The following is a 22,984-nucleotide window of genomic DNA, read 5'->3' as shown; positions in this document are numbered from 1 at the left end:
CAGGGCAAAGAGGGACAAAATCATGCGTTCGATTTCCGTTTCGCTGCTGCTGGCGGCGTCCGTCAGCGCGCTGCCGGCGTTCGCGCAGGACACCATCGGTCATCAGGTGGCGGCTGCAACAGCGGGCAACAGCGCCGAACGGCCCATCGCCTTCGACGGCTCCGTGCCGAACGACGCAACGCTGGTCATGTTCGCTTCCGGCGCGGAGCTGCCGCCCGGTCCCAGTCTGTCCGCAATCGAGCGGGAGGGTATATCGGCTGCGATGTCTGCCGGTGGGTTCACCGGAAAGCCGGGCGAGATCCTGTCGCTCCGCGGCATCGGAACTCGGCCACGACTGCTGGTCGTGGGGACAGGCGCCCAGCCTTCCGCAACCGCGATCCGCGACGCTGCAGGCAAGGCCGCGCAGGAGCTGAAGGGCGAGAATGCGCCCGTCGCGCTGGTTGGAGCGGGAGAAGACGCCGCGCTTGCCGAGGCCGCTCTGGGCTACGCGCTCGGCCAGTACCGATTCGACCGCTACAAGACCGAAGTGAAGGCTCCGCCGCCGGCCGCGCCGGTTACCGTTGTGGGCGCAAGAGCAGAGGGGGCGAGAGCGGCCTGGGCCGCCCGCCACCGCGGCATCGCCGAGGGCACGCGGTTTGCGCGCGACCTCGCCACCGAGCCCGCCGGTGCGGTCTGGCCCGAGCGCTTCGTGGAGCGCACGCGCGCGGCCTTCGCCGGCGTGTCCGGCGTGACCATCGAAGTGCTCGACGAAGCGGCGATGAAGCGCGGGAACATGGGTGCGATCCTCGGCGTCGGACAGGGCTCACGCCGCCCGCCGCGCATGATGCTGGTCCATTATCGCGGCGCGGGCGGCCAGCCGGTCGCGCTGGCGGGCAAGGGGATCACCTTCGATTCGGGCGGAATCTCGCTCAAGGACGGATCGGGCATGTCGCGCATGAAGGGCGACATGTCGGGCGCGGCAGCGGTCGTGGGAACGGTGCTCGCGCTTGCGACGTCGCGCGCGCCGGTCAATGTCGTAGCGGTCGCCGCGCTCGCCGAGAACATGCCGGGCGGCAATGCCCAGCGACCGGGCGACGTGGTCCGCACGATGAGCGGCAAGACCATCGAGGTGCTGAACACCGACGCCGAAGGGCGCCTCGTGCTGGCGGATGCGGTGGAATATGTCGCCGCGCGCCACAATCCGGCCGCCCTGGTCGACATCGCTACCCTGACCGGCTCGGTCGTCGGCGCTCTGGGTGACGAATACGCCGGACTGTTTTCCCGCGACGATGCGCTCGCTTCGGCGCTGGAGGCCGCCGGCAAGGCGAGCGGCGAGGCGGTGTGGCGCCTGCCGCTCCACCCCAATCACTTCACCGATCTCAAGTCGGATATCGCCGACCTGCAGAACGTGGTCGAGGGCGGTGGCCCGGGCGCCAGCCTCGGCGCGGCGTTCATCGGCAGCTTCGTGCCGGAGAACCTGCCCTGGGCCCACGTCGACATGGCTGGGACCATGTGGGCATCGAGCCCGCAGCCGACCGTGCCCAAGGGCGCAACCGGCTACGGCGTACGGCTGCTCGAGGAATTCGTGCGGAGTTACGCTGCCGGTCGATGAACCCTCTTGTGTTGCGGCTACGCAACAATATCTCTGGGTGTAACAGGAGGCTGATACACCCATGAACCTCGAGAAATTCACCGATCGCGCGAAGGGGTTCATCCAGAGCGCGCAGACCGTCGCCATCCGCATGAACCACCAGCGGATCACGCCCGAACACCTCGCCAAGGCTCTCCTGGAAGACAGCGAGGGTATGGCTGCCGGGCTGATCACGCGCGCGGGCGGCAACCCGGCGCAGGCGGTGCAGGGCATCGACGCGGCGCTCGGCAAGATCGCGGCTGTGTCGGGCGGCGGTGCGCAGGCGACGCCCGGGCTCGACAACGACGCGGTCCGGGTGCTCGACCAGGCCGAGCAGCTCGCCACCAAGAGCGGCGACAGCTACGTGACGGTCGAACGGATGCTGCTTGCTCTGGTGCTGGCGACGACCACCGCGGCGGGACAGGCGCTCAAGTCGGCAGGGCTGACGGCGCAGGGTCTGGAAGCTGCCATCACCGATCTGCGCGGCGGACGCCAAGCGCACTCCGCCAGTGCCGAGGAAAGCTACGACGCGCTGTCGAAGTACGCGCGCAACCTCACCGAGGTGGCGAAATCGGGCAAGCTCGACCCCGTGATCGGCCGCGACGAGGAAATCCGCCGCACGGTTCAGATCCTTGCCCGCCGGACGAAGAACAATCCGGTCCTCATCGGGGAACCCGGGGTCGGCAAGACCGCGATCGCCGAAGGCCTCGCCCTGCGCATCGCCAACGGCGACGTGCCCGACAGCCTGAAGGACCGCAAGCTCATGGCGCTCGACATGGGCAGCCTGATCGCGGGCGCGAAGTACCGCGGCGAATTCGAGGAGCGGCTGAAGGCCGTGCTCGACGAAGTGAAGGGCGCCGAAGGCGACATCATCCTGTTCATCGACGAGATGCACACCCTGATCGGCGCGGGGAAGTCGGAAGGCGCGATGGACGCCGGCAACCTGCTCAAGCCCGCGCTCGCCCGCGGCGAACTGCACTGCATCGGCGCGACCACGCTCGACGAATACCAGAAGTACGTCGAGAAGGACGCCGCGCTCCAGCGCCGCTTCCAGCCGGTGTTCGTCGGCGAGCCGACGGTCGAGGATACCATCAGCATCCTGCGCGGGCTCAAGGACCGCTACGAGCTGCACCACGGCGTGCGGATTACCGACGGCGCGATCGTGGCCGCCGCGACGCTGTCGAACCGCTACATCTCCGACCGTTTCCTGCCTGACAAGGCGATCGACCTGATGGACGAGGCGGCGAGCCGAATCCGCATGGAAGTGGAAAGCAAGCCCGAGGAGATCGAGACACTCGACCGGCGGATCATCCAGCTCAAGATCGAGGAGCAGGCGCTGGGCAAGGAAACCGACCAGGCGTCGAAGGACCGGCTCGCCGCGCTGCGCGACGAGCTTGCCAACCTCGAGCAGCAGTCGAGCGAGCTGACCACGCGCTGGCAGAACGAGCGCGACAAGATCGCCGCCGAGGGCAGGATCAAGGAACAGCTCGACCAGGCGCGGATCGAGCTGGAGCAGGCCCAGCGCGAGGGCGACCTCGCGAAGGCGGGCGAACTGTCGTACGGCCGCATCCCGGAGCTCGAGAAACAGCTCGCCGCCGCCGAGACCACGTCCGAGAACGCGTTGCTGCGCGAGGAAGTGACCGAGGACGACATCGCCGGCGTCGTCAGCCGGTGGACCGGCGTGCCGGTCGACAAGATGATGGAAGGCGAGCGCGAGAAGCTGCTCCAGATGGAGCAGGTAATCGGCAAGCGCGTGATCGGGCAGGAGCAGGCGGTCCAGGCCGTCTCCAAGGCCGTCCGCCGCGCGCGGGCGGGGCTGCAGGACCCGAACCGGCCGCTGGGCAGCTTCCTGTTCCTCGGCCCCACTGGCGTCGGCAAGACCGAGCTGACCAAGGCGCTCGCCGGGTTCCTGTTCGACGACGACAGCGCGATGGTACGCATCGACATGTCGGAATTCATGGAAAAGCACGCTGTCGCCCGGCTCATCGGCGCGCCTCCGGGCTATGTTGGTTATGAAGAGGGCGGCATTCTAACCGAAGCGGTTCGTCGTCGCCCTTATCAGGTGGTTCTGTTCGACGAGGTCGAGAAAGCCCACGCCGACGTGTTCAACGTGCTCCTCCAGGTGCTCGACGACGGCCGGCTGACCGACGGGCAGGGCCGCGTGGTCGATTTCTCGAACACCCTCATCATCCTGACCTCGAACCTGGGCAGCCAGTATCTTTCGCAAATTGAAGAGGGCCAGGACGTCGAGAGCGTCGAGCCGCAGGTGATGGACGTCGTGCGCGCCCACTTCCGGCCCGAGTTCCTGAACCGGCTGGACGAGATCATCCTGTTCCACCGCCTTGCGCAGGAGCACATGGCGCCGATCGTCGATATCCAGGTCGGTCGGGTGCAGAAGCTGCTCAGGGATCGCAAGATCGAACTCGCGCTGACCGACGCGGCGCGCCGGTGGCTCGGGCGGGTGGGTTATGATCCCGTCTATGGGGCGCGGCCGCTGAAGCGGGCGGTCCAGCGTTACGTGCAGGACCCGCTGGCCGAGAAGATCCTCGGCGGCGAGATTGGCGACGGCACGACGGTCACCATCGACGAGGGCGACGGCGAACTGGCCTTCGCGGTCAGCTGACCGCGCCGTTCCACCGGGGTTCGCGAGAGCGGCAGTCCGCGTCGCCTCACCGCCCTTCGTGCAGATGAGCGGACAAAAAAAAGGGGCTCCGGTTTCCCGGAGCCCCTCTTGCTTGGTGCCTAGGCCCCTACGGGATCACATGTTGATCCGGAAGCCGGCGTAGAAGTAGCGACCGAACGTGTCGTACGGATCGCCGCCACCGGTGCCGAGCTGGCCGAACGGCGGCTTCTTGTCGAAGATGTTGTCCGCCCCGACGTAGAACGAATACCGCTTGTCGTCGGTTTCCCAGTTCAGGCGCAGGTTGTGGTACGTCACCAGCGGGAACCAGGGATCCTCGAACTGGTCGTTGTTCGCACCGTCGAGCCTGGTGAGTTCGCCCGGAGTACAGGTGTTCCGCGTGAACCCGGTTGTCCCGGCGGTCGGACCCGTCGACGGGCAGCGACCGATGTACGAGTTCTGGTTCTCGTACGAGCTCTTGGTCATGCGGCCGAGCAAACGCATCGAGTACGTGATGTCGAAGTTGCCCATGTCGTAGTTCGTGTTGAACGACGCGGCCCATTCGGGATCGCCGAGTTCGCTCTTCTGGCGGTTCGGCAAGTCGGGATCGGTCGGGCTGACGAAGTTGTCGAGACGCAGGAGATACGTCGCGATACCGCGCAGGCGCAGCCGGTTCCCGTTGTCGAAGGTGTGGCTGTACTGCAGGTCGAAGTCGATGCCCTCGGTCTTCTGGCGGGCAAAGTTCACACCGCCCGAAACGACCGCCGGCTGGACGAACAGGCCGGTGGCCGGATCGCGATTGACCGTCGCGCAGAACGGATTGCCGAAGCCTTCCGGGCTGCTGTAGCACTGATTGACGATCGTCTGCGCCGAGAGCGCCGAGATCAGGTTGGTCACCTCGATGTTGTAGTAGTCGACCGTGAGGTTCAGCCCCGGGATGAACCGCGGCTCGAGCACGACACCGAGCGTGAGGCTCTTGCCGCGTTCTTCGACGAGCGAGATGTTGCCGCCCGAGACGAACCCGGTCGACGACGTGCGCGCCGTGCAGTTCGTGAACGGAGCGCCCAGCGCCAGCGGAAACGCCGTGCTGGCGCACGCGGCAACCAGCGCTGCGTTGGCAGTCGTCGGAACCCCGCCGGCCGCGCAGTTGGCGACGCGGTTGGGATCGTTGTTGATCGCACCCGTCCCGCGGTCGCACGGATCCGCCAGCTGGGTGAAGTTCTGCGAGAGCGGCGAGTAGAGGTCGCTCTGCGTCGGGGCGCGAACCGAGGTTGCGTAGGCGGCGCGGAACCGGATGTCCGAGATCGGCGCGTAGATGCCCTGCACGTTGTAGGCGTACACGGTGCCGGTGTTGGTGTTGTAATCCGACACGCGGCCCGCGGCGCTGACGGTCAGCTCGCGAGCGAGCGGCATGTCGGCGAGCAGCGGGATCGAGATTTCGCCGAACGCTTCCTTCACCTTGAGCGGCGGGGGAGCGAACGGCTGGATCGCGTTGAGGAACGTCGCCCCGCTTGCGGTAAGGGCGTCGAACTCGCTGTACGCCTTCTCCTCGCGGTATTCGCCGCCGAGCGCGAACGCGACCGGGCCGCCGGGAAGCGAGAACAGCTGCGACATGTCGCCGCTGAGCGATGCCAGCGCAACGAACTGGCTCGCCGTTTCCTTGCGGTTGCCGGTGACGTTGACGTAGTCGAGCGCGGCCTGGCTGGGCTGGCCGTAGCCGAACAGGTTGATCGGCACGCACGCCGGGTCGTTGTTGTTCGGGTTGGTGTCGGCGTTGATCCGGCAAGTCGGCACGCCGTTCACGAGAACCGCGTCGGCTGCGTTGTTGAACCCGGCGAGGCTGTTGCCGTCCTGCGAGAAGAGCAGGAGATTGTTCAACGAATTGAGGTTGGTCTTGAGCTTGCCGTAGTTCAGCGAGACCTCATAGCGCCAGTCCTCGTTGAACGTGCCCTCGACACCGCCGACGATGCGGTAGGTTTCGCGGGTGTGATATTCGCCGCGGCCGCCGAAGTCGACGTTGAAGCGCGAGAGCGGGATCGACTGGGTGTTGGTCCGGCCGCGCGAACAGATGCCGTAGCTCTGCAGGACGCCGAGCGCCTGCCCGGTCAGGAAAGCGTTGTCGCACTTGATCGACGGGCCGCCCACGAACTGCGGGCCACCGACGAAGAAGCTCGGCTGGCCTTCCTGGATCGCGTTGATGTGGACGTACTTCGCCTCGACGAACGGGCGGAACGCGTCCGAGACGTCGAAGTGCGCGAGGACGTTCGCGTTCCAGCGGTCGAGACCAGCGGCGAGCTGGCCGGTGTTGCGCAGGGTCGAGCCGTTGCCGCCCACCACGTTGCCGCTGAACGGCAGGAACTGGTCCGGAGTGTCGACGAACAGGTTGCCCTGCGGATCGAAGCGCAGGAACCGGCCCTGGCCAAGACCGCCCACGGTGCCGCCGTCCGAGATCGAACCGTTGCGGATGCCGCAGATCGGCTCGAGATCGGTCACGCCGTCCGTGCCGTAGATGCCTTCGTCGGCCTGGCTGTCACTGACGACGTTGTACTGGCAGCGGCCGCTGTAGGCGCCGGTCAGGTAGTCGCGGTCGCGGAAGTAGAGCGGGTCGGTCTTGGCATATTCTACCGCGACCGCCACATTGCCGCGGCCGTCGGCGAAATTCTTGCCGAAGGTGCCGGCCACGAAGTAGCCGTTGCGATCGCCGCGCTCGGAAATGCCCTGCTGGCCCTTGATCGAAAGTCCCTCGAAGTCGCGCTTGAGGATGAAGTTGACCACGCCGGCGACGGCGTCGGAGCCGTAAACGGCCGAGTTGCCGCCGGTGACGACATCGACGCGCTCGAGCAGGTCGACGGGTATCGTGTTGACGTCGACGAGGTAGTCGCCCGGCGAGGCGGTCACGTGGCGCTTGCCGTTGACCAGGACCAGCGTGCGCGAGGTGCCGAGACCGCGAAGGTCGAGCAGGTTGAGGCCGGCGGTGCCGATGAAGCGGGTCGAGTTGCCCTGGCTGAAGGTCGAGCGCAGCGACGGCAGGTCGTTGAGCGCGTCACCCAGCGAAAGATCGCCCTGCTCGGTCAGTTCCTCGGCGGTCACGCTGGTGAGCGGGACGGGCGAGCTGAGCGTCGGACGCGCGATGCGCGAACCGGTCACGACGATCGAGGTGCCGGTGTTGGTGGTGTTGGGAGCGACATCGTCGCACACGCCGTCGGAATTGGCATCGACGCACTCGGTGGTCGGAGCGTTGGGATCGGGTTCGTCCTGCGCCATCGCCGGCGAAGCGAACAGCGCGCCGAAGGCGACTGCCCCGGCGATTGTGGTTGAGCCGCGAAGGGCGGCCTTGAAGGTCTTGGTCACGGTCATTTGTCCCCTATGACGAAAAAAAGCCGGTGCGACCCGGCGCATTGCGTACGATCTTCCGGAATTGCCCTTGCAGAACGCGGCGGACTACCCAGTAGGCCGCCATACCTGCCAAAGGAGGTTAGCTTTCGACAAGGGCTAAGCCGCCTGTCGGCGTCTTTAACTGACACCGTTGCAAACAGGCCACAAGGTTGATGTTACGCAACCCTGCAGGAAGAGGGCTTGGCTCAGCGAACGCGGGCGGCCTTTACCCCCGGCTGGCCGTTCACCCGCACGAAATAGCTGCTGAGCGAGGCGGACCTGATTTCCATCGGCTGACCCACTTTGGGCGTCATCATCCGCCGCGGCACGTCCTTCAGTTCCCATACCGCGCCTTCGGATGTCGTCAGCAGCCAGCCCGGCGTGCGCGAATCGGTGCGCCGCACCGACGCGATCGAAGTCACGAGATTGTCGATCTTCTCCTCGTCGCGCGTGCCCTTGTCCCTGAAGATCGAGAAATCCGGCAGCGAGAACCCGAACAGCTTGCGGCGGGTCTCGCGCACTTCGGCCCGGTTGACGACGCGAAGGTCGCCCGCATCGGTGGCCGCGATGATGGCCCTTGCCGCGCGGTCGTAGCAGGCCAGGCGCGCGCTGTCCGACTGTTCGGCAAGGCACGCACGCAGCGCATCCATCTGCGGGTCCGCCGCGTCCGCCCCCTTGTCCTGGGCAATCGCCGGACCCGAAGCCGAAAGACACGCCGCGGCGAGAAGCGCAAATCGGGAGGTAAGCAGGCTTGTGCGACGCGACATTGACGACCTCCGATATCCTGTTCGAGCGAGTCTATCCGCGCGACCGTCAAATGCAATCTGCGCGGGCCGGCGGTGGGGGCCGCAGGGGCATGGCAGGACCATGTTGCGGGGATCCTCCGGCGTTGATACGCTCCAGCTATCTATCGAAATGTCCTCGGGGATTGCCATGCTGAAATTCCATGCGGCCATGGCCGCCGCGCTCGCCGTCCTTGCCGCGCCGGCGGTTGCAGGGCCCGTCGGCGAACGCGAGACGGTTGCCAACTCGCCCGACAACCCTTCGTCGGAGAAAGTGATCTGCCGCACGATCAAGGTTATCGGGTCGCGCCTGAAGGGCGAACGGATGTGCAAGACCGCCACCGAATGGGCACGCGACCGGACCGAACAGCGCAACGCGGTGGAAAAGGGTCAGAACCAGCGGACCCTCAGCGGAGGCTGAGCGCGACCACGCCGCGGCCGCTTGCTTTTCGCCCGCGGCACGCGGCATCACTCGGTCGGGTAGCCCATTTTCCGGGCCCACGGGGCGAGGATGGGAAGCACCGGGGCGAGGTGGTCCGCATAGTTGCGCCAGCGATAGCTCGCCCGTGTGTAGAGCTCTTCCCTGATCTGCGAATAGCTCGCCGTACGCACCCGCCCTCTGCCCTCGGCGGTCGCGCGATGGTCGACAATCCGGTCGCTCCACGACAGCCCCAGCCAGTCGATCACAGGCCGTAGCTCGCCCTCGGCATCCTGCACCAGGCGTTCGTAGCGCACGGCGCGGACATCGGGCGCGAACAGGTCGCAGGCGCGCTCCCAGGCACGGAATACCGCGTCGTAGGTCAGCGCGGCCTCTTCGAGCGAGGTGAAGCTGCGCATCGCGAAATTGAGCTGGAAGTTCGCCATGAAGCAACTGAATACCGCGTCATAGGGATGGCGTTCGGCCAGAATGAAGCGGGCGTTCGGGAAGATCCGGTGGATAGCGGGCACTCGCTGCATGTTGAGCGGGTGCTTGTCGACCAGCCACTTGCCGGTTTCCCAGCCGAACCCGCGCGCGATGTCGAAATAGGCGGCGCGAACCTCGGCAACGCGTTCGCCCGACATCGTCGGCAGATCGTGCTGGTCGAGCATGTCCGCGACGCGGCTCATCATCGGGCGTTCCTCCAGCACCGACAGCTCGTCCTGCCCCATCAACATGGTGTCGAGCAGCGTCGTCCCGGATCGCGGGAAGCCGACGAGGAAGATCGGGTCGCGTGTCCCGTCCGTGGACCCGGCGGGCTGCCACGAACCGGCCCAGTCGTCCGTCCAGACAGACAGTTCGTCTTCCACTTGCTGGCGGAAGGTCCTGCCGACCCGGGGCGGCGCAGCGGCGAGCGTCTCGCGGTTCATCCTTTCGAACGCGGCAAAGGCAGTCTCGTATTCGCCCAGGCGATCGGCGATGCCGCCCAGCAGGTGAAACCGCCTGCGCGGGTTGATCGTGTCGGGGATGCGCGCGGCGAGCCGGCCCGCTTCCTCGAAATCACCCTGGCGGCGCGCGGCCCAGGCGAGCAGGAAGTTCGCCTCGTCAGGCGCGCCGTCGCGGTCTACGCTTGCCGCCAGCGCCACGAGTTCATCGACCCGGTTGAGGTTCTCATACAGCAGGCCCAGTTCGACGTGCGCCTCGCTGAAACCGTTCGCCAGATCGACCGCGCGGCGCATCGCGGCGATCGCCTCGTCGGTCCGGTCGAGCCGCGCGTACACCAGCCCGAGCGCGACAAGCACGTCGCAGTTGTCGGGATCTACCCTGTGCGCATCGAGCAGCACCTTGAGGCCGGCCTCGTTGCGATCTTTTTCACGGAGGAGCTCGGCAAGATTGAGGTAGACCGGAATGTCTGCCGGGGCGAGGGTGATCGCGCGTTCGTAGGCAGCGATCGCCTCCTCGTGCTGCCCGAGCTGGACTAGGACGTTGCCGAGGTTGTTCCACGCGGCGAGATCGTTTTCGTCGGCCGCGATCGCCTGGCGGTATGACTGCGCCGCGGTCTCGAGATCTCCGATCTGCTGGCGGGCGAACCCCACGATGCGGGCCAGCCGGGGATCGTCGTGCCCCTCGGCGAGCTTAAGGGCACCGTCGGGGTCTCCGAGGGCGAGCCGGGCGTTAGCGAGGTTGACCCGGGTCGCCGTGTCGCCGGGGTTCGCGTCCAGGATCGCTTCCAGGTGCCCGACCGCTTGTCCCGGCCGGTTGAGCCGCTGGGCGGCAAGTCCCGCGATGGCGTGGAGCGGCATCGGGTCGGCCGACTTCCCGGCGAGCGCCTCCTCCGCCATCCGCAGGGCGGCCGCGTTGTCGCCTTCGCGCAGTTTCATCATTGCCGCCATGATCGCGGGCGAGGGCTTCAGGACTGTCATCGTAATCCGGCTATTGTTGTCGGGGACGGGCTATGTCGAATGCGACCGTGAGCCGCTCGCCCTCGGGGAAGGCGCGGGTACCATGCCACATCGTCGATGGGAACAACACCAGCCGCCCGGGCCTGGGTTCGACCAGGCGGACGGGAGCAAGCTGGGGGGCGAGGTCGCGGCATTCGCCCAGCGAAAGCCAGCCGGCGTGCCGTTCTCCGGAGCCGCCCTCTGGCGACTGCGACGCGGGAAGGCCGACGTAGAAGACGGAACTGTACCAGCCTTCGCTGTGGACGTGATCGGCGTGAAAGCCGCGGTCGGTAAGCCTGACCGACCAGGCGCCGGCAATCCTGCGCGGCTTGCGCCGCTCGATCAGGGTGGGGTGGCCGGATACGGCGCGCGGCAGCTTGTCCACGTGGCGGTCGAAGGCTGCGGTCAGCGCGCGGCGCAAGCGGCGAATGGGAGGATCGAGGCGCAGGAGGAGATTGCCGTCGGTTTGCGTTCCGCCCCGCACGGACTGGTCGAGGGGAGGGTGGGTCGCGAAATGCAGCGCGCGCAGATGCGTGGCCAGCGTCTCGAGGTCTCCCGCCGCCGTGCCTATGTCGTGGACGCTCACCAGGCCGGGGTCGCCTTCGAGCCACTGCCAGCGGGGATCGCCGGCCATCCGCCATGCAAGCGAGAGATAGGGCCACAGGTGATGCCCCGAATCGCGGACGATCAGCGGCTCCAGAAGCGCAGAGGCGATGGCGGGCCGGTTGGCGCGGACAAGGTGGCGGGCATACAGCGAGGCGTCTTCGGCCGAGGTGGAGCAATCGAAGCCCTCGAACATCGCGTCGGCCCGCGAAAGGTCGCCGCGCTCGGAGGCCACGTGGGCTGCCAGCAGGTCGAGCCACCGTGCGGCAGGCAGAGACGCCCGGGCCGAGGCTATGGCGGCGTCCGCGGCGTCTAGGTCTCGGGCCTCCAGCGCGAGCGTGATACGCATCCGGTGCAGGTGCTCGGAGCGGGGGGCGGAAATAATCGCCGCGTCGAGAGCGGCCAGCGGGTCCAGGCCCATCTGCCCTCGGATCCGCGCGAGGTCGCGGTGGCCGTCGAGCCATTCCGGGTTCGCGGCGACGAGGCGTTCCAGACGCTCGATCGCCTCGGCCGCGCGCCCTTTGTGGACCAGCGCCGCGCACAGGCCGAGCAGGACGCTGCCATCGGCCGGTGCGAGCGCGGCGGCACGCTCGAACAGGTCGAGCGAGGGCTCTCCCGCCTCGAGCGCGGTGCGGGCGTGGGAATGCGCGATCAGCGGATCGGCCGGAGCCAGCGTCGCGGCCTTCGCGAAGCTGTCGAGCGCGCCGCGGCTATCGCCCGCCGCGCGCGCGGCCAGCCCGGCAAGCTGGTGCAGCCGATGGTCGCGGGGGTATTTTCGGACCAGCGAGCGCGCCGCGGGCTGGAGCAGTTCGGGATAATCCTGGCGCAGGAGTTCCAGCCCGGCGGCAAATGCGGCGGACGGGTCGGACCGCGGAAGGCGGGCGAGCAGCTGGCGTGCTTCGGTTTCGTCCACTGTATCCAGCCGGGATTGCGGCGCGCGGGTTACCCCATACGAAAATGGCGGGCCTTTCGGCCCGCCATTCCGTGTCTAGGCTGACCGACGCTTAGAATTCAAGCGTCACGCCGGCGTACAGGTAACGACCGATGGCGTCGTAGACCTGCGCGAAGACGTTGCCGTTACAGAAGCCCGCGGGGCAGGCCTGCGAGCCGGTAACCGGCGGCGACTTGTCGAGCAGGTTGTTCGCACCGAGACGGAAGTCGAAGTGGTCGCCCACCTCCCAGTTCAGCGCGAGGTCGAAGTAGTCGACCGACGGGAACCCGGCGATGCCCGGACGCGAGGCGACCGAACCGTCCAGGTCGACGCCGTCGAAGTGGCGCCAGCGCACCGAAGCTCCGAAGCCGTCCTGGAAGTCGTAGCCCACGCGCATCGTGTGACGCCACTTGGGGTTCGGCGTGCCGCACTGGTTGCCGTAGAGGCCGACGCACTCGAGGTCGGGGCCGACGCCCGGGTTCGACAGCAGCTTGTCGAGCCAGGTGCCGACGAAGCTCACCGTTGCACGGCCCGGACCGATTTCGCGGGTGTAACCGGCCTGGACGTCGATACCGGCAGTCTCGAGACGACCGATGTTCTGCGCCAGATCGACCACGAAGCCGTTCGAGGTCCGCCACAGCGAGCCCGACGGGTCACGATTGACCAGGTTACAGAAGAACGGATCCGCCGTGGTGCGGTTGCACTGCGACAGGATGGTGTCCGCCCCGATGCCCTGGATGGCGCCTTCGACCTTGATGTTGAAGTAGTCGACGCTGGCGCTGAAGCCCGGCAGGAAGCGCGGGGTCAGGACCGCACCGACCGTGTAGGTGTCGGCGATTTCGGGCTGCAGGTTGGGGTTGCCGCCGATGAGGCCGTTATACTGGCTCGCCGGATTCGGCGCGACGATCTGGCCGACGCGGAGACCCGTGGCGAGACAGCCCACGTCACCCGCGGCGATCGGCGCACCCGAGCACGGATCGGTCGACCCGTCGAGCGCGACGCGCTGCGGTGCGAACAGGTCCTGCACCGTCGGCGCCCGGACCGCGCGGTTGTAGCCGCCGCGGAAGCGGATGTCGCGGACCGGAGCCAGCTCGGCCTCGATCTTGTAGGTGTCGGTCGAAGCACCCGTGCTGTAATCCGAATAGCGGTAACCGCCGGTGACGGTGAACTCTTCGAAGAACGAGTCGCGCACGATCGGCAGGCGGACCTCGGTGAAGACCTCCTTCACGTCGAACGAACCGGCGACCGGGAGCGTCGGCGCGCCCTGGCCGGCGAGGTCGCCGGTCTGGAACGCGGTGTCGGCGGAGAATTCGAGGTTCTCCTTGCGGTATTCGGCACCGAGGACGATGCCCACGCCTTCGCTGGCCCACGGCGACTGGATGCCGTAGCCGCCCAGCGCGCCCGAGAGGTACGCCGAGGCGACCTGCTCGCTGACAACGCCGCGCGAGAAGCCCGGAGTCGACAGATAGCTGGTTGCCGCCGCCGACGGGGTCGTGCCGCCCGGGTTGAAGATGTCCCACGGCACGCAGTTCGGGTCGGTGCCGTCGAGCGTCGAACGGCAGACGATGTTGCCCTGCGCATCGCGCACCGCGTCGATGGCGCGGGTGATGCGGGTCACCGAGAGGTCGTTGAAGTAGGTCTGGGCGAAGTTCGTCCGGCCGTACTGGTAGTAGGCGTCGTACGACCACTCGGGGCTGATGTCGCCCCGCATGCCCATGACCGCGCGGTAGCTCGTGTGCTGCAGGTCGTCCTGACGCGGGCCGCCTTCGACGTTCCGGCGCAGGATCTGCGCGAAGCCGCGCTGGTAGGTCCGGCCGTCCGGGCTGATGAAGTTGTACGGCGTGGTCGGGAGCAGCGGTTCGCCGAGGCCACGGGCCTGACGGGCTGCGTTTTCTGCCGCGACGTTGCCGACGACCGTGAAGGCGTCGCCCGGCAGCGGGCTGACCAGCAGGTTCTCGTTGGCGCACAGCGTCGCCAGCTGGTTGGCACCGAGGTACGGGTTGTCGCAGTTGATCGACGTGGTGTTGCCGAAGTTACCCGAGAACGCGATCTGGGCGACCGTGCGGTCGTCCATGAACATGAACTCCATGTACGGGTGCAGCGCTTCGGAGATCTCGTAGTCCGCGAACACGCCGGCGATGTAACGCTCGTCCGGACGCTGGAAGTAGTTCGTCGGCGCGAAGTTGAACGGGGTGAAGCCCGGACGCACCGTGCGGCCGGTGCCGAACTGGCCGATCGTCGAGGTGAACGAGTCGGCAACGCCGTCGCCATTCGCGTCGGTCGGGTTGCCGAACGACGAGTAGTAGAACACGGTGCCGGTCGGCGAAGTTGCCGAACCGCCGCACGAGTAGAGACGGCTGCCGCCGTTTACCGCTGCGGTCGTGTTGGCCGAAAGGGCGCACGCCGAGTAGTCGCGGGTGGCCTGGGTCACCGGGTTGATCTTGCGGTAGCCGACGTAGCCCATCGCGTGACCGCGGCCGTCGTCGAACGACGAACCGAACGCCAGCGTGGCGTCGATCGTGCCGCCGTTGGTCGACATGCCCTTCGGGTTGCCGAAGCCGCGCGCGTCGAGCGCACCCGAGATGTCGTCACCGGCGCGGTTGTTGTGGTTGTAGACCGAATACTGGGTGTCCAGCTTCACGCCTTCGAACTGGGTGTCCATGATGAAGTTGACGACGCCTGCGACGGCGTCGGCGCCGTACACCGAGCTGGCACCGCCGGTCAGCACGTCGACGCGCTGCAGCATGGCGGCCGGAATCACGTTGATGTCGGCGGCCGAGGTGCCCGGGTCACCCGGGACGAGGCGGCGGCCGTTGACGAGAACCAGCGTGCGCTCGGATCCGAGGCCGCGCAGGTTCAGCGTGGCGGTACCCGACGCGCCGTTCGAGATGTTCGAGCCCTGGGCGGCGAACACCTGCGGCAGCGAGTTAACGAGGTCCTCGACGCGGGTCGTGCCGGTGTTGGCGACTTCCTCGGAGGTGACGACGGTAACCGGGCTGGCCGATTCGAGGTTCGGCTGCTTGAGGCGGGTGCCGGTGACGATGATCGGCGCGCCGCTGGTGGTGTCGACATCAACCCCTGCGGCCGGAGTCACGGGGGGAGTCTGTTCGGTGTCGGTCGACTGCGCGAAGACCGGCGAACCGGCCAGTGCCAGGCCGATGGCCATCGGCGCAGCGCCGGCCTTGAGCAACGAAAGATGCTTCATGAGTAAGGTGTCCCTCTTCGATGACGGGGCTTCTCCGGCCCCCTCTCTGCGGAATTCAGGCAGAATCTGCGCGGTGCGCACCTCTGTGCTGATGCTGGCCGCCATGCGTAAACTCGCCTGTCCGGGCAACGCTAAAGAGCCTCCGACTTAACTTTAGGAAAGGCGCTGTGACTTACCTGCAACAGTGCTTCAAACCTATCGATCGAAACTCATTTCCCGTCGTTGCTTGACGATCCCGCGAACTGCCGCCAACGCCGGCCCGATCGCGAGGAGGCACGGGGCGAAATACGCGTGCGAGGAACTTGGTGGCGAGCATGGCCGGGAGGGGCAAAATAGAGGCGCGCGGAGTTTCCCGGCCGGCCGGCAATCGCGCGACGGGGGCACAGTCGCCGACGCGGTTTTCGCTTGGCCGGATCGAGGATTCCGCATCGCTGAAGGCCGAGTTCGGGCAAAGGGGCCGCATCCGCATCCCCGGCTTCCTCGACGGCGCTGCTGCAGACGAAATGCTGGAGTCGCTGGCCCTATCGAACGACTGGAAACTGGTTCTCAACTCGGGCGAAAAGCTGTTCGAACTGGACCGCAAGGCGCAGGCCGCGTTGACCGCGCCGCAGCGGCAGCAACTTGACGAGGCGGTTTACGCGCAGGCCCGCTACGGCTTCCAGTATCGCTATGAAACGATCCGGGTTTCCGATTCCGCCGCCGAGCGGAGCGCGCGGGGCATGTTGATCGACGAGTACGCCGAGTTCCTGTCGGGGGAACCCGTGCTCGACCTTGTCAGGGTCCTGCTGGACGAGCCGGAGATCGCGTTCGCGGATGCCCAGGCGACGGCGTATGGTCCCGGCCACTTCCTGACTGCGCACGACGACGGCGTGCAGGGCAAGAACCGCGTGGCGGCCTATGTCCTCAACCTGAGCCGGGACTGGCGGCTGGACTGGGGCGGGCTGCTGGCCTTCCACCCCGAGGGCGACGGGTTCGCAGAAGCGCTCGTGCCCGCATTCAACACGCTGAATCTGTTCGCCGTTCCGCAGCCGCACAGCGTGACGATGGTGGCCCCCTTCGCACCGCGCCGGCGGTATTCGATAACCGGCTGGTTCCGCAAAGGGCCCAGACCGGCCTAGGCGGCTTTGCCAAAGGCGCAGCGGCGCTAATCGATCCGCCGCCCCTTGACCCCGACCTGGTCGTTGATGCGCACGAAGTAACTGCCCAGCGTGGCGCGCTTGAACGACACCCGGTCGCCAGCCTTCGGGCCGATGAAGCGCGCCGGCGCTTCCTTGATCTGCCAGGTTGCATCGCCGTCCCGGATCTTGAACTGGTAGGTCTTCGCATCGATCCGGCGCGCCGCCGTGACGACCGATTCCAGCGTCTCGAGCGGTTCCCTTCCGTCCTCGCGATCGGCTTCGAACAGCTTGATCTTGGGTAGCGTGAATCCGAACAGGCCCCTGCGTGTCTCCTCGACGTCTTTGCGAGTGACGATCCGGATTTCGCCGCGCTCGGCGGCATCGACGACGTCGCCGCTGACCCGGTCCAGGCAGGCAAGTCGCTCGGTATCGTCAGGTATCGCGCGGCATTCCTTGAGCGCGGCGATACGGTCGCGCGGTCCCTCCTCCTGCGCCGATGCCCCAGTTCCGAGCATTGCCGCCCCAAGCCCAACCGCGACCCAAACCGAATACCGCATCAAGACTTCCTTCCGCTTCGCCGGGAGTAAGTGCCACATGCCGGGTGCCGTTTCGACTCCGAATCTGTGTCCGGCAAGGCGCCGGAAAGCGCGCTCCCGACGCACCGTTTAACTGCGGCAGAATTGCCACAGCGAGGGTGAAAAGCCCCTCGGGCTTAACTTTAGATGAGATTTCGCGGAGGCCCGTTTCCCCTAGCGCGGGACCAGGACCCGATCTTCGGAAAGGGGGGTCCGGGATCACCGGGCGCCGCGGCGCCCAGATACGGGTTTTAACTCCTTGATCACATTAGGGAATGGGACTTCAAACATGAGCGTCAAGTTTAGCAAGGCGTACCTGCTTGCAGGTACGGTGATGATGTCGGCGGTTGCCGCGCCTGTCTTCGCGCAGGAAACCGAGCAGTCCGCGCCGATCGCCTCGGGCGGTTTCACCGGCGGTGAAGATGTCGGCGGTGCGATCGTCGTCACGGGTTCGCGCATTCAGCGCAAGGACCTCACCTCGACCAGCCCGGTCGCGGTCGTCCAGGCCGAGGAGTTCGAGCTGAGCGGCGCGGTGAACGTCGAACAGGTGATCAACACGCTGCCGCAGGTCCTGCCCGGCGTTACCGGCTTCTCGAACAACCCCGGCAACGGCGCGGTCACGCTGAACCTGCGCAACCTCGGCTCGACCCGCACGCTGGTGCTGGTGAACGGCCGCCGCTGGATGTTCTACGATACCAACCAGGTCGTCGACCTTAACACCATCCCGCAGTTCCTGATCTCGGGCGTGGACGTCGTCACCGGCGGCGCATCGGCCGTTTACGGTTCGGACGCGGTCGCGGGCGTCGTCAACTTCCGCCTGCGCGAAGTCGACGGCATCGAGGTCGGCGCGACCTACTCGCTCACCGAGCGCGGCGACGGCGCGCGCTACTCGGCGAACGTGGCAGTCGGCACGGACTTCGGCGACAATCGCGGCAACGTGACGATGTTCGCCAACTACACCCGCCGCAAGCCGGTGTTCCAGGGCGCCCGCGACTTCTCGCGCACGGCGGCTGGCGACGGCTGCATCGTTCCGGGCAGCACCAACCCGCAGACCGAGATCGGCACGCCGTTCCCGTCGGGCATCACCGTCAGCACCTGCGCCACGCGCGGCGGCGAAGTCGGTTTCGTGCCCCAGGGTTCGGCCACCGGCCCGATCGGCACGATCACGCTGGGCACCAGCTCGTTCATCTTCAACCCGACCGGCGGCGGCGTGCGTCCGTTCCAGGACCCGGCCGACCTCTACAACTTCGCCCCGGCGAACTACCTCCAGCTGCCCCAGGAACGGTACCTCATCGGCGCCTACGGCAGCTACGAGATCACCGACGGAATCCAGTTCTACAGCGAACTCAGCTACGTGAACAACCGCGTGGCGCAGGAACTGGCCCCCACCCCCACGGGCGTTACTGCAAACCTGCAGATCGCCAGCCCGTTCTTCGATGCGGCCACTCGCACGCGCCTTCAGCAGCAGGACGCTGCCGAATCGAATGCGGCCACTCGCGGCGACGGCTACGCGACCACTCCGGTTCAGTACCGTTTCCTCTCGGCCGGCTCGCGTAACCAGGAGGCAACCCGCCAGGCGTTCCGTGTCCTTGGCGGCTTCCGCGGTGAGATCACGCCGACGCTGAACTACGATCTGTTCTATTCGTACGCCCGTACGAGCAATACCCAGATCCAGCGCGGCAACGTCTCGCGCAGCCGGTACATCAACGCCCTGCAGACCAGCTTCTCCAGCACCGGTGCCCTCCAGTGCCTCGATGCCAGCGCGCGGTCTGCCGGGTGCGTTCCGATCAACGTGTTCGGCTCGGGCCTCGCCGATCCGGCCGCGGTCCGGTACGTCCAGGTCGATTCGACCAACCTCGAGAACTCGGACCTCCAGAACATCGTCGCCTCGCTTTCGGGCTCGCTGTTCAACCTGGGCCTCGGCGCGGACGACATCGGCTTCGCGCTGGGCGGCGAATACCGCAAGATGAGCTCGCGCTACATCCCCGACACGTTCCTCGCCTCGGGCGACGTGCTGGGCTTCAACGCGGGTCAGCCGACCGGTGGTTCGTACGACGTGAAGGAAGCCTTTGCCGAGCTTCGCGTGCCGGTCATCGAAGACAACATGATCCACAGCCTGTCACTCAACGGCGCGGCCCGTTACTCCGACTATTCGCTTGCGGCGGTCGGCGGCAACTGGACCTACACCGGGGGCATCGATTTCGCCCCGATCCGCGACATCCGCTTCCGGGCGCAGTACGCCCGCGCGGTGCGCGCGCCGAACGTGCAGGACCTGTTCGGCGGCCAGTCGACCGGCTTCCCGGCGGCGACGGACCCCTGTTCGGATCGTGGCAGCGCCGCGACCCGCACGCAGACGCTGCGTGACCTGTGTATCGCCAACGGTGTGCCCGCGGCGAACGTCTTCACCCGCGCGGTGCAGCCGAACGCGCAGATCCAGGGCTTCTTCGGCGGCAACCCGAACGTGCGCCAGGAGACGTCGGATACCTACACCGCGGGTATCGTCTTCTCGCCGTCGTTCATCCCGCGCCTGAACATCACGGCGGACTACTTCGACATCAAGGTCGAGGACACGATCGGCACCCGCTTCGGCGGCCTGGCGACCGCGCTGTCTCTGTGCTTCAACACGGTCCAGAACCTGTCGAGCCCGATCTGCCAGCCGTTCATCGGCAAGCGCGGGGCGACCGGTGCGCTGGGTGAAACCGCGGGCGGCCAGAACCCGATCTTCATCCAGGACAACGTCGGTTTCCTCGAAACCAGCGGCGTCGACGTGCAGGTCGATTACAACATGCCGATCGGTCCGGGCCGGGTGAGCTTCTTCTACCTCGGCACCTACCTCGACAAGTACCGCAATACCCCGATCGCCGTGCTTCCCGAGCGGGAGACCATCGGCGAAGGCACCTTCGGTCTGCCGAAGTACCGCCACACCGCACGCCTGACCTATTCGCAGGGTCCGGTGCAGGTGTCGGGCCGCTGGCGGTTCGAGGGCAAGACCCAGGACGGCCGCATCGACAACGTCTTCAACGGACTGACCCGGATCGGCACCGACCCGGCGCTCCTGCCGAAGCCGTACCTCGGTGCGATCAGCTACTTCGACCTGTCGTTCGGCGCCGACGTGAACGAGAACCTCTCGCTCACCGCCGGTGTGAACAACCTGCTCGACAAGAAGCCGCCGGTCCTCGGTTCGGCCGCGGAGCAGGCGAACACCCTGCCGAGCTTCTACGACGTTCTTGGTCGCGACTTCTTCGTGTCGGCGAAGCTGAAGTTCTAATCGGCTAGTCCGCGAAAAAAACGGGGCGGCGGTTTGCAGAAACCGCCGCCCTTTTTTTGTCCGGCGTTCCGAACCGGGCTTCGCGCCGGGTTATGCGGTGACGTCGAACGCCACGGTCATGCGCCGCCCCGCGGCGATCGCGCGCGTGCCGTGGAACAGGGTGCTGGGGAACAGCACGCAATGGCCTTCGACGGGGCGAATGGTTTTCAGGGGCGCAAGCCCGGTCCGCATCCCTTCCGGAGGAGATCCGAGTTCCAGCCAGCCGGGCTTGTCCGCCCGGTCGATGCCGCCGGGCAAGGTGAAATAGGCCGCCGACGAAAGAACGCCGAGCGGGTGGATGTGGGCGGCGTGATGGCCGGCGCCCTGCAGCAGGATCGACCAGCTCCCGGTGATCTGCCACGGCGCATCCCGGAATGCGAGCAGGGGGTGGCGCGGGTCGGCGGGCGGCAGGCCGGCGCGGTAGGTCTCGAGCGCCGCCAGCACCGCGCGCCCGATCGCCGCGATGCCCGGTTCGGTGCGGGCGAACAACGCGCCGCGAGTCTGGCTGCCTTCCTTGACCGACTGCCCGATCGGCGGCGCCGAGTGGGCGTGAATCCGGTCGAGCAGATCGCGTGCATCGGACAAGTCGGGCAGGCCGAGCGGCAGCATCCGGATCAGTCCGTCCTGGCCATGAAGCCATGCGTGGCGCGCATCCCCGGTCATCCGCCAGGCGAGATCGCGCAGCGACCACGCCGCGACGTTGCGCAGGTCTGTCTCGGCGACCGGGGCAAGCAGCGCCTCGGCGCGCTGCGGCTCGTCCAGGCGCAGCAGGTTGCGGGCGCGTTCGACCGCCCATTCTGGCGCGGGGTCCGCCCCCCCTGCTGCAAAGAGCGCCTCAGCACGTGCGGCATCGCCGCTTTCGGCGACGGCGATGGCCTCGGCGAGCGCGAGCCGCTGGTCGTCGGCCCAGCGGCTGCGCGCGGCGGCGAGGACTTCGGCCGCGCGCGAATGCCGGTCGACCCCCGACAGCGTGTTGGCCCAAGCAAGGTAGATGTCGGGCGTCGCTCCGCTCCTGGTAGCGGCGGCGAAGTGGTCGTCGAACTGGTCCCGCTCGCCGGCGGCCCACCGCATCGATGCCAGCAGGACCAGCCCGTCGGGCCAGCCCGGTTGCCCTTCGACCAGCAGCGATGCGACCGTGCGCGCCTCGTCGTGGTGCCCCGCCTCGCGCAGCGCATGCGCATAGTCGTGGACGAGGTCCGGATCGCCCGGATTGCGGGCGAGCGCCCGTTCGTGGTCTTCCGCCGCCCGCGCCTCTCCCTGTTCGAGCGCGACGCGCGCGCGGCCCTTCAGGGCGGACGGGTGTGCGGGATCGATCCCGAGCGCGCGCGAGAAACTGGCCGCCGCCCGGTCCAGAGCCCCGGAAAGCCGCTCGGCATGTCCTCGCACGGACCAGTACTTGGGGTCGCTCGCAAGGGCGTTCTCCCGTTCGTGCAGACGCGCGGCAGCCTCGCCCGCCCGATCGAGGTGCTGGAGCGTGATGGCCGCGTTGATGGCCGCCTCGTGCAGCGCCGGATCGATGCTGAGCGCCCTGTCGAACAGGTCGAGCGCGCGCTGCGCCCGTCCGGCCTGAGCGTGGAAATTGCCCGCGCTGTTGTGCAGCCGCGCATCGGCCGGAAAGCGGCGCAGCGCGTCCTCGAAGGCGCGCTCGGCACCCGCGTCGTCACCGCTGGCGGCGAGCGCCGCGGCGCGTGAGGCAAGGGCAGCGGCCTCGGTCACGGCGAGCGGTCAGCGGTCCAGCAGCCAGCCGCTGATCGCCAGCCGCGTGGCCGGGGCGAAGGGCGGGACAAAGGTGACGGAATGCGCCTGCGGCACGCGAAAGAGATTGAGCGAATTGAACCGCGGCCTGAACCCCTCGACGATATCTCCATCGGCATCGAAGAAGACGAGGTAGCCGCCCCAGTCGGTGTACCAGTCGTCCGGAGCGAAATTAAGGACATAGGCGACCCGCCGGCCTTCGCCCGAATGTTCGTCGAGGTGGCTTGTGAGGAAGTGGCCGGGCGCAAACAGGCTCGCGTGGGCATCGGCCTTGACGATCTCCGGGATGCCCGTGAGCGCGCGCAGCGGATCGAGGAAATCCGGCGTGTTCAGGTGTTCGAGCAGGATGTCGTGGGCGCCGTCCGGGTTCCACCGGCCGAGATAGGCCTCGACAAGCGAATAGCGGGCATGGACGAACGCGAACTGCCCCGCGCCCGCCGCGCGGTGCGCCTCGCGGGCGCGGTCCGCGACGCGACGGCGAACGGCAGGGTCGGCTTGCAACTCATCCGCCCGCACCTGTTCGGGCGGGTCGGATTCGCCGGCCTGGACTGACAGGCCCCACGGCGTCCCGTCCTCCAGCAGCGACCGGATTTCCCGGGCGGCCCCGGGCATCAGGAAGTCGCGCACCTGCGCCCGTCCGGTTTGCGAAAAACGCGCGCGTGCCCCCGGCAGGTCGGCTTCCGGGTTCACCGCGAACAGCGTCTTGGACATGCGGGCGGACCCTCTCTTCCCGAGCGTTGGTCTCC

13 protein-coding genes are annotated in these 22,984 nt (G+C 67.4%); 5 read left to right on the top strand and 8 right to left on the bottom strand.

Translation table 11 applies throughout. From position 1 onward, the window contains the following. The first annotated feature begins 22 nt into the window (after positions 1–22). Positions 23–1,591: a leucyl aminopeptidase gene (locus tag ACPV3N_RS10805; protein WP_440117631.1), complete on the top strand. Its 1,569-nt coding sequence runs from the start codon at positions 23–25 to the stop codon at positions 1,589–1,591. A 61-nt stretch (positions 1,592–1,652) separates the two neighbouring features. Next, positions 1,653–4,232 (top strand): ATP-dependent chaperone ClpB, encoded by a 2,580-nt coding sequence (gene clpB / locus ACPV3N_RS10800; RefSeq protein WP_440117629.1) that lies wholly within the window; start codon positions 1,653–1,655, stop codon positions 4,230–4,232. 135 nt (positions 4,233–4,367) lie between these two features. Here the strand turns inward: clpB and ACPV3N_RS10795 are convergent, their stop codons facing one another. Together ACPV3N_RS10795 and ACPV3N_RS10790 are read right to left on the bottom strand one after the other, a co-directional pair. Then, entirely contained in the window at positions 4,368–7,580 is a 3,213-nt protein-coding gene (locus tag ACPV3N_RS10795; RefSeq protein ID WP_440117627.1) for a TonB-dependent receptor domain-containing protein, read from the bottom strand. Positions 7,581–7,810: 230 nt separating this feature from the next. Beyond that, entirely contained in the window at positions 7,811–8,371 is a 561-nt protein-coding gene (locus ACPV3N_RS10790) for a hypothetical protein (protein ID WP_440117625.1), read from the bottom strand. Between the two features lie 166 nt (positions 8,372–8,537). Here ACPV3N_RS10790 and ACPV3N_RS10785 point away from each other — a divergent pair, with 166 nt between their 5' ends. Then, complete coding sequence (locus ACPV3N_RS10785; RefSeq protein WP_440117623.1) at positions 8,538–8,807, top strand: hypothetical protein; 270 nt, start codon at positions 8,538–8,540, stop codon at positions 8,805–8,807. 47 nt (positions 8,808–8,854) lie between these two features. On the opposite strand, the gene ACPV3N_RS10780 is transcribed toward ACPV3N_RS10785, so the two are convergent. From ACPV3N_RS10780 to ACPV3N_RS10770, 3 genes are all read right to left on the bottom strand, one after another. After that, on the bottom strand, positions 8,855–10,726 hold the full coding sequence (locus ACPV3N_RS10780; protein ID WP_440117621.1) for a tetratricopeptide repeat-containing sulfotransferase family protein: 1,872 nt from the start codon (positions 10,724–10,726) through the stop codon (positions 8,855–8,857). A gap of 10 nt (positions 10,727–10,736) precedes the next feature. Beyond that, entirely contained in the window at positions 10,737–12,260 is a 1,524-nt protein-coding gene (locus tag ACPV3N_RS10775) for a putative 2OG-Fe(II) oxygenase (protein WP_440117619.1), read from the bottom strand. A gap of 91 nt (positions 12,261–12,351) precedes the next feature. Further along, positions 12,352–15,483 carry a TonB-dependent receptor domain-containing protein gene (locus ACPV3N_RS10770; RefSeq protein WP_440117617.1) on the bottom strand — a complete coding sequence of 1,044 codons (3,132 nt, stop codon included), beginning with the start codon at positions 15,481–15,483 and terminating at the stop codon, positions 12,352–12,354. A gap of 314 nt (positions 15,484–15,797) precedes the next feature. Between ACPV3N_RS10770 and ACPV3N_RS10765 the strand changes: the two genes are divergently transcribed. Beyond that, entirely contained in the window at positions 15,798–16,601 is an 804-nt protein-coding gene (locus ACPV3N_RS10765; protein WP_440117615.1) for a 2OG-Fe(II) oxygenase, read from the top strand. A gap of 26 nt (positions 16,602–16,627) precedes the next feature. Here ACPV3N_RS10765 and ACPV3N_RS10760 read toward each other — a convergent pair whose 3' ends face one another. Continuing rightward, the gene (locus ACPV3N_RS10760) at positions 16,628–17,158 is read right to left on the bottom strand and encodes a hypothetical protein (RefSeq protein ID WP_440117613.1); all 531 of its coding nucleotides are present in this window, start codon (positions 17,156–17,158) and stop codon (positions 16,628–16,630) included. 307 nt (positions 17,159–17,465) lie between these two features. Between ACPV3N_RS10760 and ACPV3N_RS10755 the strand changes: the two genes are divergently transcribed. Next, positions 17,466–20,444 (top strand): TonB-dependent receptor domain-containing protein, encoded by a 2,979-nt coding sequence (locus tag ACPV3N_RS10755; protein WP_440117611.1) that lies wholly within the window; start codon positions 17,466–17,468, stop codon positions 20,442–20,444. 90 nt (positions 20,445–20,534) lie between these two features. On the opposite strand, the gene ACPV3N_RS10750 is transcribed toward ACPV3N_RS10755, so the two are convergent. Continuing rightward, positions 20,535–22,199, bottom strand: a complete 1,665-nt coding sequence (locus ACPV3N_RS10750) for a tetratricopeptide repeat protein (RefSeq protein ID WP_440117609.1) — start codon at positions 22,197–22,199, stop codon at positions 20,535–20,537. A gap of 9 nt (positions 22,200–22,208) precedes the next feature. Then, positions 22,209–22,949, bottom strand: a complete 741-nt coding sequence (locus ACPV3N_RS10745; protein WP_440117607.1) for a 2OG-Fe(II) oxygenase — start codon at positions 22,947–22,949, stop codon at positions 22,209–22,211. Positions 22,950–22,984: the final 35 nt, after the last annotated feature.

The sequence above is a fragment of the Tsuneonella sediminis genome (assembly GCF_051912845.1).
Classification (GTDB): Bacteria; Pseudomonadota; Alphaproteobacteria; order Sphingomonadales; family Sphingomonadaceae; genus Tsuneonella; species Tsuneonella sediminis.
This window is presented reverse-complemented; position numbering and strand designations above follow the sequence as displayed.

What these genes read in the sequence shown, in the direction of transcription:
- ACPV3N_RS10805 (WP_440117631.1), top strand. Translation starts at nt 23, where the DNA reads ATGCGTTCGATTTCCGTTTCGCTGCTGCTGGCGGCGTCCGTCAGCGCG.
- clpB (WP_440117629.1), top strand. Translation starts at nt 1,653, where the DNA reads ATGAACCTCGAGAAATTCACCGATCGCGCGAAGGGGTTCATCCAGAGC.
- ACPV3N_RS10790 (WP_440117625.1), bottom strand. Translation starts at nt 8,371, where the DNA reads ATGTCGCGTCGCACAAGCCTGCTTACCTCCCGATTTGCGCTTCTCGCC.
- ACPV3N_RS10785 (WP_440117623.1), top strand. Translation starts at nt 8,538, where the DNA reads ATGCTGAAATTCCATGCGGCCATGGCCGCCGCGCTCGCCGTCCTTGCC.
- ACPV3N_RS10780 (WP_440117621.1), bottom strand. Translation starts at nt 10,726, where the DNA reads ATGACAGTCCTGAAGCCCTCGCCCGCGATCATGGCGGCAATGATGAAA.
- ACPV3N_RS10770 (WP_440117617.1), bottom strand. Translation starts at nt 15,483, where the DNA reads ATGAAGCATCTTTCGTTGCTCAAGGCCGGCGCTGCGCCGATGGCCATC.
- ACPV3N_RS10765 (WP_440117615.1), top strand. Translation starts at nt 15,798, where the DNA reads ATGGCCGGGAGGGGCAAAATAGAGGCGCGCGGAGTTTCCCGGCCGGCC.
- ACPV3N_RS10760 (WP_440117613.1), bottom strand. Translation starts at nt 17,158, where the DNA reads ATGCGGTATTCGGTTTGGGTCGCGGTTGGGCTTGGGGCGGCAATGCTC.
- ACPV3N_RS10755 (WP_440117611.1), top strand. Translation starts at nt 17,466, where the DNA reads ATGAGCGTCAAGTTTAGCAAGGCGTACCTGCTTGCAGGTACGGTGATG.
- ACPV3N_RS10745 (WP_440117607.1), bottom strand. Translation starts at nt 22,949, where the DNA reads ATGTCCAAGACGCTGTTCGCGGTGAACCCGGAAGCCGACCTGCCGGGG.